The sequence below is a fragment of the Vibrio sp. QJM3NY_26 genome, assembly GCF_057786005.1.
The window spans coordinates 1,444,466-1,456,782 of the sequence record NZ_CM173516.1; the positions used below are offsets into that span (position 1 = coordinate 1,444,466).

11 protein-coding genes are annotated in these 12,317 nt (G+C 44.3%); 8 read left to right on the forward strand and 3 right to left on the reverse strand.

The annotated features are described in order from the left end of the window. The first annotated feature begins 374 nt into the window (after nucleotides 1–374). The 3 genes from AC3CH4_RS21690 (at nucleotide 375) to AC3CH4_RS21700 (ending at nucleotide 3,652) form a co-directional block, all read left to right on the forward strand. Nucleotides 375–1,358 carry a CobW family GTP-binding protein gene (locus tag AC3CH4_RS21690; protein WP_488543802.1) on the forward strand — a complete coding sequence of 328 codons (984 nt, stop codon included), beginning with the start codon at nucleotides 375–377 and terminating at the stop codon, nucleotides 1,356–1,358. 181 nt (nucleotides 1,359–1,539) lie between these two features. Further along, nucleotides 1,540–2,826 (forward strand): DEAD/DEAH box helicase, encoded by a 1,287-nt coding sequence (locus tag AC3CH4_RS21695; protein ID WP_054545580.1) that lies wholly within the window; start codon nucleotides 1,540–1,542, stop codon nucleotides 2,824–2,826. Between the two features lie 205 nt (nucleotides 2,827–3,031). Further along, a complete protein-coding gene (locus tag AC3CH4_RS21700) occupies nucleotides 3,032–3,652 on the forward strand; it encodes a LysE family translocator (protein ID WP_488543803.1) in 621 nt (206 codons plus the stop codon). Between the two features lie 244 nt (nucleotides 3,653–3,896). On the opposite strand, the gene AC3CH4_RS21705 is transcribed toward AC3CH4_RS21700, so the two are convergent. Next, nucleotides 3,897–5,933 carry a PhoX family protein gene (locus tag AC3CH4_RS21705; RefSeq protein WP_488543804.1) on the reverse strand — a complete coding sequence of 679 codons (2,037 nt, stop codon included), beginning with the start codon at nucleotides 5,931–5,933 and terminating at the stop codon, nucleotides 3,897–3,899. 254 nt (nucleotides 5,934–6,187) lie between these two features. Here AC3CH4_RS21705 and AC3CH4_RS21710 point away from each other — a divergent pair, with 254 nt between their 5' ends. From AC3CH4_RS21710 to AC3CH4_RS21730, 5 genes are all read left to right on the forward strand, one after another. Further along, nucleotides 6,188–6,529, forward strand: coding sequence for a YggL 50S ribosome-binding family protein (locus tag AC3CH4_RS21710; protein WP_004731398.1), 342 nt, complete (start codon nucleotides 6,188–6,190; stop codon nucleotides 6,527–6,529). A 388-nt stretch (nucleotides 6,530–6,917) separates the two neighbouring features. Next, on the forward strand, nucleotides 6,918–7,601 hold the full coding sequence (locus AC3CH4_RS21715) for a spondin domain-containing protein (protein WP_065206226.1): 684 nt from the start codon (nucleotides 6,918–6,920) through the stop codon (nucleotides 7,599–7,601). Nucleotides 7,602–7,610: 9 nt separating this feature from the next. Further along, the gene (locus tag AC3CH4_RS21720) at nucleotides 7,611–8,291 is read left to right on the forward strand and encodes a spondin domain-containing protein (RefSeq protein WP_428784179.1); all 681 of its coding nucleotides are present in this window, start codon (nucleotides 7,611–7,613) and stop codon (nucleotides 8,289–8,291) included. Nucleotides 8,292–8,380: 89 nt separating this feature from the next. Continuing rightward, entirely contained in the window at nucleotides 8,381–9,112 is a 732-nt protein-coding gene (locus AC3CH4_RS21725; protein ID WP_146457768.1) for a response regulator transcription factor, read from the forward strand. A gap of 66 nt (nucleotides 9,113–9,178) precedes the next feature. Beyond that, entirely contained in the window at nucleotides 9,179–10,552 is a 1,374-nt protein-coding gene (locus AC3CH4_RS21730) for a sensor histidine kinase (protein WP_474357295.1), read from the forward strand. A gap of 131 nt (nucleotides 10,553–10,683) precedes the next feature. Here AC3CH4_RS21730 and AC3CH4_RS21735 read toward each other — a convergent pair whose 3' ends face one another. Together AC3CH4_RS21735 and AC3CH4_RS21740 are read right to left on the reverse strand one after the other, a co-directional pair. Beyond that, entirely contained in the window at nucleotides 10,684–11,169 is a 486-nt protein-coding gene (locus tag AC3CH4_RS21735; RefSeq protein ID WP_081279987.1) for an exoribonuclease R, read from the reverse strand. Between the two features lie 137 nt (nucleotides 11,170–11,306). Next, on the reverse strand, nucleotides 11,307–12,236 hold the full coding sequence (locus AC3CH4_RS21740) for a DMT family transporter (RefSeq protein ID WP_171312970.1): 930 nt from the start codon (nucleotides 12,234–12,236) through the stop codon (nucleotides 11,307–11,309). Nucleotides 12,237–12,317 lie beyond the last annotated feature (81 nt).

Here is a 12,317-nt window from a genome sequence, read left to right on the forward strand (position 1 = left end):
GGGTGAGGCGTACTGATAAAGTACGCCTTTAGTTCGTTTGGAGCATCCAACTTTCGCATCTACTTATCTATTTACCCTCTATTTATCTCTACTCTTATCTCTTCTGATTATATTTGCGCCATATCTCTATTAATGAATCTCAGTGTAATACCAATCGTAGTAAATAACTGGTCACCCTAGCTGGTTAAAACACTCGATAACTGCGTTATAATTTTTTATTGTAGAATAACTACTTATCAAAAAATTACGCCTTGTTCTCAAGCCTTTTTCCTGCGCTATTTCTGATCACTTACTTACTGTGATTGGTATAAACAATCGATTGGGGTCAATTTCTCCGTGATTGAGTATATACTCCCTGAAAAAGGAGAACTGATATGACCAAAAAAGTTCCTACAAACATAATTACGGGTTTTCTGGGTGTCGGTAAGACGACCGCTATTTTGAACCTACTAAAAAACAAACCTGAGAATGAAAACTGGGCTGTTCTGGTTAATGAATTCGGGGAAATCGGCATTGATGGCGCATTGATGACAGATCAAGGCGCTTTGATTAAAGAAGTGCCGGGTGGTTGCATGTGTTGTACTGCAGGCGTTCCAATGTCGGTGGGCATTAATGCTTTACTGCGCCAAAAGCCGGACCGTTTATTGATTGAGCCAACTGGGCTTGGTCACCCTAAACAGGTTATTGCGACACTCACTTCAGAGCAATACACACCTTATGTTGATTTAAAAGCGACGCTTGGCTTGGTTGACCCACGAAACTTATCCAATGAAAAGTACACGTCGAATCAGAATTTCAATGATCAGCTGGACAGTGCAGATGTGATTCTTGGTACTAAGGTTGACCTTGTTCATTCTGAAGACATCGATGTGTTCAATGATTGGGTGGCGGATCAAACGCCAGCCAAAGTCTTCCACAAGCTAATCCACGATGGTGAAGTGCCATTGGAAGTGTTGGATATTGAAAGAGTATATGGCAGTGCTTCCTCTCATATTGAATCGCACCATCACGATCACGCTGAACAAGAGCCTCAATTCCAACTTCCTCCCGGTGAAGCTTTCATCCGAAAAGAGAACAAAGGACAAGGCTACTTTAGTTGTGGGTGGCTATTTGGCGCAGAGCATAAATTTGATTTTGATGAGCTATTCTCTATGTTGTCGGATCTAACGGCTGAGCGTGTAAAAGCGGTGGTGAATACTGACCAAGGTTGTTACGCGTTTAACGTGGCGAATCAAGTCGTATCAGTGAATGAAATTTCCCTTGATGGCTTCGAATCTCGACTTGAAGTGATTGACTCACAACAGATGCCTTGGGCTGAGCTCGAACAGATTTTGCTTAAGCTGTGTGGTATCAACTAGCTCAATTATCCTGTTTGAAACGATGATTCTGGTGTTTGCTTCGCGGATGGTGAAGTAAACACCAGATTAAATGAGAAAGTTTGCGTTATATCACGATAAATGTGAGATAAATCACTCTAATTACTTTATAGTGCTCGGCTGAAATAAGAATGTAGGCTGTCTGCTTAAGGAACCCGTAACAATGTCATTTTCTTCTCAAGGTTTTGCTCCTGAATTAGTCAAAGCGTTGACTGAGTGTGGTTATGAAAAACTCACTCCAATTCAACAAAAAGCGATTCCAATGGCTCGTAAAGGCCATGATATTTTTGCTACTGCTCAAACCGGTACGGGTAAAACAGCGGCATTCTCATTGCCTGTTATTCAGAGTCTTTTGAATAGCGGTAAAAAAGCATCTCGTGGTACGGCTCGTGGCCTAATTCTTGCGCCAACTCGTGAGCTAGCTGCGCAGATCGCTCAAAACATTAAAGACTACGTTAAATACACTGAACTAAGCGTTTCTGCGGTTTACGGTGGTAACAAGATGTCTTCACAAGTTCGTCAATTAGAACTGGGTGTTGATATTTTGGTTGCAACACCAGGCCGTTTAGAAGAGCACTTAGAAGCGGGTAATGTGTCTATTGCTAACCTAGAATTCCTAGTATTCGATGAAGCTGACCGTATACTTGATATGGGCTTCATCAATGCCGTTCGTAAGATCATGCTAGATGTAGAAACGTCTCCACAAATCATGATGTTCTCGGCAACGACTTCTACTCAGTTAAATCAATTGTCTGTTGATATTTTACGTAAACCAAAACGTATTAGTGTTGAGCGTGAAAACTCAACGGCTGCTACTGTCGGTCACGTGGTTTACCCAGTAGATCAAGAGCGTAAAACAGAACTGCTTTCTGAGCTTATTGGCCGTAAAAACTGGCGCCAAGTTCTTGTATTCGTGAACTACAAAGAAACAGCGAATGATGTGGTAAAAGAGCTTAAGCTAGACGGCATCAAAGCAGTACTTTGTCACGGTGATAAAGCGCAAAGCGCTCGTCGTCGTGCTCTGGATGACTTTAAAGAAGGCAGAGCGCGCGTAATGGTAGCAACCGACGTTGCGGCTCGTGGTCTTGATATCGAAGACTTACCACACGTAATTAACTACGACATGCCTTTCCTAGCGGAAGATTACGTTCACCGTATTGGCCGTACAGGTCGTGCTGGTAAACAAGGTCACGCGATTTCTTTCGTTAACCGCGAAGAAGAGCTGACTGTTGTTCAAGTTGAAACACTGATTCAACAACGTATTCGCCGTGTCGAGCAACCAGGTTATGAACCGAAGAAACGTGATGCTTACATCGAGAAGTTGAACACAAAATCGGCTTACAAAAACCGTCAGGGTCGCAAGAACAACGCGAGCGAAGAGCCTCAAGATCAAGCAAGCGCTGAACGTCGTTTGACTATGATGAAGCGAATTAAAAACCGTCGTAAGTAATTACGGTTGGTGATTGAAAAGAGCCACGGTGATGTGGCTCTTTTTGTTTTAACACTGTTCTGTTTATAAAAGCTCTTGGTATAAATAAACCTAATTCAGTAGCGAGCTCTAATGTGTGTTGATTCAATAATCAGCGCTCTCAGACAGTACTTAAATTTTGGGTAACTTCAGTTATCAGATAACACTAAGCCAGTAAGGTAATGATATGGATAGCGCACTACTTTGGGCTTTTATTCCCACGTTCTTCTTTGTGTCAATCACGCCCGGCATGTGTATGACTTTGGCGTTGACGCTAGGAATGAGTGTTGGATACAAGCGTACATTATGGATGATGATCGGTGAATTGGCTGGTGTTGCGGTGGTTTCCATTGCTGCGGTATTGGGTATTGCATCTATTATGTTGAACTACCCGTGGCTATTTACGGGCTTTAAGTTTGTGGGTGCAAGCTACTTGTTCTATTTGGGTGTTCAGATGTGGCGTTCAAGAGGCAAACTGGCGATCAGTACTGACAACCAAACAACCAAAGTCAGTAATGATTGGGATTTGGTGGTGCAAGGTTTCGTGACGGCAATCGCTAACCCGAAAGGTTGGGCGTTCATGATTTCGTTATTGCCTCCTTTTATTAACAGTAATAAAGACTTAGCCCCGCAATTGTTGATTTTAGTGTCTATTATTCTGGTTTCTGAATTTGTCTGCATGACCTTGTACGCGACAGGCGGAAAGAGCTTAAAACATATGCTGGGTAAAGCCGATAACGTCAAGTTGATGAACCGTATCGCAGGTACGCTGATGATGGGCGTTGGTGTGTGGTTGTTCGTGAGTTAATTCTGGTTAGCCGACAACGAGCAAAGATCCCCGACTTAGTCGTTCCTCCTTCTCGAGGATGACGGTGAGTGCTTTGGGGTGAAGAGCAGTTTACGAAGCAGTAGATCATTAGTTGAATCAAAGAGCGTATAGAATTTAAAAAGAGCGATAGGGTATTTGGCCTTATCGCTCTTTTTGATTTTACTTAGCTAGCGAACAGAAACTAGATAACAGTAAGGTTGCTGATCTTAGCTAGATTTACGTATTAAACCGCGATTTCACCGCCGTTTTCACGACGAATCACAACCGTAGATGCTCTTGGGCGAACTGAAATTCCTGACGGAGTCTCTTCTGCTGCGTCTGCGCTGTATGGCCAGTTGCCTGGGTGCTGAATGTTTACAAACAATGACTTGTAGTCTGGGCTGATGGTAAAGCCTGTTACTTCACAACCGTTAGGACCAACAAAGAAGCGCTTGAGTTGTGCTTGGTTCTCGGCACTAATGACTTCTTGAGTGCCATTTTCATCCGTTAGCTTTGATGGGACTACTGCTAGCATTTGATCATTGGTGTAGCCGGTCACTTCATCTGCACCGTTATCGGTTTGAATCCACAAGATGCCACGAGCATCAAACGCCAAACCGTCTGGGCTCGCGAATTGGTTCATGTCTGTTAAGCTTGATCGATTCGTGTCCGCATCACCATTGGCTGGCGAACCGAACACAAAGATATCCCAAGTAAAGTCTGTTGCGTCTTCCCCCTCATCCCAGCGAATCACATGACCAAATTTGTTGTTCAAACGTGGGTTTGCTGCGTTTGTTTCATCTGTGCGAGAAGTGTTGTTGGTTAGCGTTAGATATACAGAACCAGTGTATGGGTCTACTGTACACCACTCCGGACGATCCATTGGAGTGGCTCCAACAAGGTCGGCTGCACCTGCCGTGTTTAGGATAATTTCTGCTAACGAGTTAAAGTTGTCCGCCAGCGTACCCCCAGAAGCAGTTGTACTCTCTAACGTTAGCGGCAGCCAAGTACCAGTGCTGTCTTCGTTGAAGCGAGCCACGTACAGCGTACCTTCATCCATGTATTTATCACCGGTTGCCAAGCGGTTTGACGGATTTGCATCTGCTGGGTTCCAGTTAGCTGTTGATTCAAACTTATATAAGTACTCAAAGCGAGAATCGTGACCAGAGTAGAATACTACTGGTTGCCCCGCTTTAAGCTGACCAAACGTACAACCTTCATGACGGAAACGACCTAGGGCAGTACGCTTTTTGGCACGAGAATTTTGCGTATATGGGTCAATTTCAACAATATAACCGTGACCATTTGCTTCGTTGCGGTAATCGTCGATTGAGCTTGTGCCCGTAGGCTCTACGTTAAAGCGAGTAAATTCATCCAAACGTTCTTCTGCATTACCTGCCAAAGTTTCCCATAAGTAACGTGTGTTTTTATCATCGATGCCAATACGGTCTTGTTCTTCAGTACGAACGCCAGTATTCACAAAGTACCCCGGCCAGTTTTCTTCACACGTTAGATAAGTGCCCCAAGGAGTAAAGCCGTTACCGCAATTGTTTAATGTACCGCGTGCTTGGCTGCCATCTTGTGAGAAGCGCGTTACTGTTAGTTCCGTGTTCGCAACAGGACCTGAGAGATCCATTACGGTTGCACCAGTATAACGGCGGTTGAGTGGATCAGTATCGACCAGCTTCCACATATTGTCTTCAAGTTGAATTCGAACGACAGATACACCATGCGCGTTAATTTCTTTACGAACTTCATCGGTGATAGTACGAACACCACCCACAATCGTTGGGCCACTTGGGTGCAGTGCTGAAGTGTCTATATACTCATGGTTAATACACAGCAAGCCATCAGTATCGCTGTCGTTTAACGAGAAAAAGTGCATGCCGTCGTGGTGCATACCAAGCGCGTTGAGTTGATCTGTACTTGTATTACTTCCGTCGTCCTTCCATGAACTGCCTTGCGCGTTTAGAGGCGTTCCCCATGGAACTAAAACTTGTGCAACATACCCTTGTGGAACGGAAACTGCGTCGGTAAGTGAGCCTGGGATCGAATCGAAATTCAGTACTGCATTTGAGACGCCAGAACCATTACCTACAGAAGTGTTTGGGCTAGAAGAGTTGCACCCAGAAAGCCCAAATGCACCAAAGGCCGTCATAGCACTGATGCCTAAACCGCCTTTCAATACATTTCTTCTTGATAGGTTAGCGTCTAGGACTTCGTCGAAGGGTTTGTTTTTGCTCTTGTTGAAACGAGTGCTATTAAATGTTTCCTTGCTCATTGTTACTGCTTCCTGTTGGCTGTATTTATTATTAGTTGTTCATGAGTAACCTGGCTATCAGCGAATAAGTTAATAACCTGGGTCAATGTGTGACTAATCGTGAAGCAGTTAAGTGACAGATTGTTATGGTTTTGATTAAGGTTTTGTTTCTGTAGCACGACTTTTGCCATTAAGCGTCTCGTGTAATACAAAACTCTTGGGGATCATCAAGGAACTGTGTATAAATGCTTTATCAAACGAAAAGAGAGACAGTTATGAAATTAGATAAAATCGAAAACAAAAACCGCCGCCTACGCAAGAAGTTATACCTAGGTGAATTCGCTATTCTAGGTTTTGAAGTAAGCTGCACGACTTCGATTGCTGATTTTGACCAATACGATGTGTTCATCGATGAATTTATCGATTTTATCGACAGCATCGGCCTGTGCTTTGGTGGCGGTGGTTTAGAGCTGTTCGAAGGTTTCTTATGTTCTATTGAGCGCTACCGTTCAGTGACAGAAGCCGAGCAACTGCAAGTTGCACAATGGCTTGAAGCTCGCGCAGAAGTAAGCAAAGTTGAAGTAAGCGAACTTGTTGACGCAAACTACGCATTCTAAATTGGTGTTGTTCGGCTAGCTCAGTTGGAAGCGAATAGAGCTTTCCTGAGATAAGCTTTATACATCGGTGAAAGGCCCAGTCGATATATCGATTGGGCCTTTTTTACGTTTGGTCAGCGCTATTCTTGAACCATGATTTCTTGTGTAACTCTCATTTCTAGAACGAGAGTTTCTATTTACATGTCAGTCTCTTAAGTCTGTCTTTCTGGATAGTAAGAAGTTTGAATAAACTTGTGAGAGTTTTATGAGAATTCAATGAAGTTGCTGATAGATTTGATCGCCATTCTTAGAGTCAACAACCCCATAGTTCGTTCTGGCAAATGTAACGGTATATCGCTGTTATTTGTTTTGTTAGCAACGATAGGACTCGATAAAGGATGGAATCAAAATGAACAAACGTACTCAAATCAGCTTAGTGATTAGCTCGGCTATGTTGGCCTTCGGAGCGGCTCAGGTTCAGGCTGTAGAGCTTGAGGTGACCGTTACCAACGCAACGAAAGGGATCTACTTTACGCCTATCTTGGCAGCAGCCCACGACTCAAGCTTATACATGTTTCGAACGGGTGAATCCGCTTCTGCGGAATTAGAAGCTATGGCCGAAGGTGGTGATATTTCAGGTCTATCGAGTTTGATTGCTAACGCGGGTGGTGTGGTGGTAGAAAACCCAGCTAGCGGAATTCTTAACCCGGGCGTCGCAACTACGTTTGATATCGACACTGGTGATTTAGCTTACTTGTCATTGGGTGCAATGTTGCTGCCAACCAACGATGGTTTTGTTGGCTTAGACAGTTGGAAAATCCCAACTCAAGCGGGCACCTACAAAGCGACCCTCAATGGCTATGACGCAGGCACAGAAGCCAATGATGAGCTAGCGGGCAGCATGCCAAACCCGCCATTTATTACCTTTGGTGCTGGTGGTACCGGAGTTGAAACTGCAGTGTCAAACGCTAAGGTTCATATTCATCCGGGTAACATTGGTGATAGTGATGCGGCGGGCGGCATCAGTGACCTCGATAGCAGCAGCCATCGTTGGTTAAACCCTGTTGCAACTATCACCATTGTTGTGAAGTAAGGGGGATGTATGAAAGCTAGAATTCTATTTATTGCTGCATCAGTAGCTGTGTTAGCAGGTTGTCCGGACGATGACGACGATTACTATCGATACGATGTGAGCGTAACTAACCTCACTCCAAACCAGCCGATGTCGCCACTCGCGGTATTGACTCACAATAATAGCTTCAATCTGTTTGAAATCGGGCAAAGTGCCTCGGTCGATCTTGAATACTTGGCGGAAGGTGGCAGTAATGCACAATTGCTTGCGCTCAGTGACAGTGACGCCAATGTTTATCAAGGCATCTCAGGCAATGGGCTGATTCTTTCAGGTGAAAGGGACACTGTTTCAATCCGTGTCGATCCTAACCAAGAAGGCTACCTCTCCGTCGCTTCAATGCTGGTAAACACTAATGATGCGTTTGTTGGTGAATCCGGTTTGTCGCTCAAGTCATTAGCCGTGGGTGATACCTTCGTCATGAACATGAATGTTTGGGATTCGGGGACTGAGCTGAACGACGAGCTTGCTGCAACGATTCCGGGACCTGCGGGCGGTGGTGAGGGTTTTAATACCACACGAGACGACACCGATGTAGTAAGTTTCCACTCTGGTGTAATCAGCCAAGATGACGGTCTGACGACGTCGGCATTAAGTGGCAACCATCGCTTCCTTAACCCAGGCGCAAAAATCACTATTACTCGAACTGAGTAGCTGATTAACTGAGTTAAAGGTGTAATGAAAGAATTCCTGCTCTGTTCCGGTCAATCTTAGGTGGGCAGACTCCGAATAGAGCAGGGATCATGAATAGTGCTGCGGTAAATTTGATGGCAAACATATTGTTGGTCGAAGACGATGATGACTTGGCAGAACTGGTGCAAATGCATCTCAAGTTCCAAGGTCATGACGTAACAAGAACCAACTCAATTGATAAAGCTAACGCGTTATACAGTAATGATCAGTTTGATTTGGTTGTACTTGACCGAGGCTTGCCTGATGGAGATGGGCTCGATTTTTGTCGAATGTTACGTCAGCAAGAGGACTGGACACCTGTATTGATGCTAACGGCAAGAGATGCGGAGCTAGACAAGGTGTCGGGTTTAGAAGCTGGCGTCGATGATTACATCACTAAACCATTTAGCGTGCTGGAGTTTCAAGCTCGCGTGAGGAACGTACTACGTCGTCTAAACCATGTTGAATCAACCGGCCAGTCTACCTCAACAATAGAATCGATTATGAGTTTTGGTGGGCTCACCATCCAACCTGAGCGCCATCAGGTTTCACTTAACAACCAAGATGTCCCGTTGACTGCAACAGAATTTACCTTACTTCACTTTTTAGCCACCCGACCGGGACGCGTATACAGCAAAGACGAGTTGCTCGATCATGTTTGGAACACTCATCACTCTGGCTACCACCACACTGTGTGTAGCACGGTCAACCGTCTAAGAACCAAGCTTGCCATGCCCAATAACGATGATGATTTCATTAAAACCGTTTGGGGTGTCGGATACAAGTTTGAATCGAAAGTATAGGTTTATGTATCGCTTTCTAAGCTTATTAAAAAGTCAGTAAGATCTACGAGCCATAGAGGAGAGAACATGAGTTTTAAATCGCGTTTAGTATTGTTCACAAGTTTGTGGTTTCTGTTGGTGAGTGTGGTCATCGCCTACACTTATCATTGGCAAAAAGAGACCATAGAACAAAGAACCAAGCAGAGCTTACATAAAGATCTGGCAGTTCATATGCGTGATGATAATCCTCTCATGATTGGTACCGACTACAACCCCAAAGCACTCAAATCTATATTCCATACATTGATGTTGATAGGACCTGATTTCGACATCTATTTTCTTGATAGTCAGGGCAATATCACTACACATGCGGCGCCTGAAGGTACCCAATTATCGAGCCAAATCGATTTAGCGCCTATCCAACAGTTTTTAAATGAAGGGGCTTATCCTATCTTGGGAGAGGACCCGATTAACCCCGAGTCACCTAAAGTCTTTTCTGTTGCGGCGATTGAAGAGCTTGGTTCTACTGTCGGCTATTTGTATGTGGTTATTGGAAGTAATCGCCATACTGTAATTACTAATTCCCAGGTTGATACGCCATATATCGCGCTAGCAGCGCTTGTGCTGGTTTCTATCTTGGGCTTTGCAATTGGTGCGTATCTGTTAGTGAAACGCAGCTTGTTGAACCCAATAGAGGCGGTAACCAATAAATTGCAGCAACAAGCTGAACAAGACTTTAGGTTAGAACCTAATTTCACACACCAAGTACCAGAATTAGTACCCATAGCACGTTCTTATCAATTGATGGCGAAACACATTCAACAACAATTCTTGCAACTTGAATACCAATCCTCGCATCGTAGACAAAGCTTATTACAGCTCAGTCACGATTTGAAAACGCCGCTTTCCAGTGTGCTTGGTTATTTAGAAACATGGAAGATTCAAAATCCGCAATCGGATCCGCTGATCGACGTTGCTTACCGTAATGGTAACAAGCTATCTCAACAGCTGCATTCTCTGTTAGACAATGCAAAACTTGATAACCCTGTGCCAACCTATCAGTATGCTTCGATTGATATCAATGTGTTGATGGGAGAGTGCTTAGAGACGATACAAAGCCAATACTTGCAGAAAAATGTTCAGATCAATATCGAAATACCAGATGGGATTAAGGCTGTAGGTGATAGTGATCTGCTTGAGAGATTGATCTTGAATCTGTTAGATAATGCATTGAGGCATAGTCCAAGTGGAACGGTGGTATCGATGAATGTTGGTCTAGAAGCTGATTCAAAACGGGTGAAAGTGGTTATACACAATGAGATCGAGTTGGAAGCACCCAATGGATCGCTGGGTATTGGGACTAAAATCGCTCAGTCGATACTGATGTTGCATCACAGCGTGTTAGAAACAACAAAGGCAGAGAACTCATTTCAGCAAAGTTTCTATTTGCCTTCGATTTAGTTCTATTTCCCTCCGATATCGTTCTACTTGCCGCCGTTCTAGGGGATAGGCGAGTTGTTCCTTGAGTAACGAACAACTCGTTGAGCAGCTTTTAAGTTGAGAAGTTGAAATGCTTTTAAGTTGAAGGGACTTTATGCGTCTTTTTTGTCTTCGTTGCCTTCATTTACTTCAGCATAGAAGTGAAGCAACTCTGTTAGCTCTTTTACCCAACCAAACGCTTCTGTCGGTGCTTTCAACAAAATCTTCTCGACTTTATCACAGTGAGTTTCAAGGCTGATCGCTTGCTCAAGGTTGAACGACATTGCATAGAAGTGCCAAAGCAATAGTCGAGTCATGCGCTCGATGTTTTGTTGCGAGTTATCCGACTCACTAAACGCAAGATTCACTTCACTCAGCGCGATTGCAGTCATTCTAAGCATCGCATCAAACTTCGCTGATTGCATACGCTCTTCATTGGTCACTTCTTCCTGTTCGAACGTAAACAGTTCCGTCATTGCATCTTCAGGGACAAGGCGATGAATCATTCTTAAACTAAATTCTTCTAGTTCTTCACGTGGCATGTTGTTTAAGCAAGTTAAAGTGTAATCGCGTTGCATGGTGTTCTCTTGGATCTGCAAAAAGGTCGGACAGTTTAATGGAGAAGCGAGCTCAGAAAAAGGAGATTTTAGATAAGCCTACGTTTGTGGGCTTATCTGTGTACTACAAGCCCTAAAATTGATGTTTAGGGGAACTGTATTTAGGTTGGAACGCAGTATCAGGCTTTACTATGGCTTGGCGGTTGATACTGCATAGACTGGTCGTTTCTCATGAAAATGTTGCTCGCGACCAAGCTGCCGATACAAATTGAACCAAGTGCTAACCAAGTCATCGTATCCGGAATCTCGTTGAACAGTGGGATCGCCAACAAAGTTGCTACGGCTGGAGTTGCACTTCCAAATGCTGCTGAACGCTCTGCCCCTAACGTGTTTACAGCATATAAATAAGTGAAAGCCGCGATTAAACCTGCACCAACGCCTTGTACTGCTGAATGCACGGCAAGCTCTGTGACTGGCCATTGAGCAATTGGTGTACTCATTAAATGGCTAGGAAGGGTTCCTGTAAGGATAAGGATCAGTAGTAGCAAAGTGGAACAGAATGAGATAAAACCTGCACTCACGAGCGCATTAAGGTTGGCAACACGTGCTGAGATGGTAAAAGTCGCCCACATCAAGCTGCCGCACAAAAACAACAAGTGACCTTTGGTGTATTCAAAGTTGAAGCTGCTTAAGCTATTTCCTAGAAACAACAATATCCCGAGTAAGACAAGACCTAAACCAACGACACGGTGCCGGCTAAGCGGTTGTTTAAAAAAGAGTACCGCGATTCCTGTTACGAACAGAGGAAGCGTTCCCGGAACCAAAGCACTCCCGTGTGATACCGGAACAAACTGCATGGCTGTTCCTGCAACGAGCAAATAAGGCAACCCGCACCCCACAAACATACCAGCCAAGTATCGATTCGGGACAGCAACGATCGTGCTGCGCGCTTTCCACATCAAAGGCAATAGCACCAATGCAGGAATGAGGAATCGAGTCAGTGCGATGTCTGCAGGTGTTAAGTCTGAATTTGCGCCGCCTTTAAGAGAAAGGAAAAAGCTCGCCCAGATGAGCAGAGTGACAATAATAGATAGGTAGCCAAGCTTCATAATAAACAAGGAAAGTGGATGATGACTCATTATGGGGTACTTGGTGTGCCACAGGTTGGCAAATTTTATTCTAACTTGAGT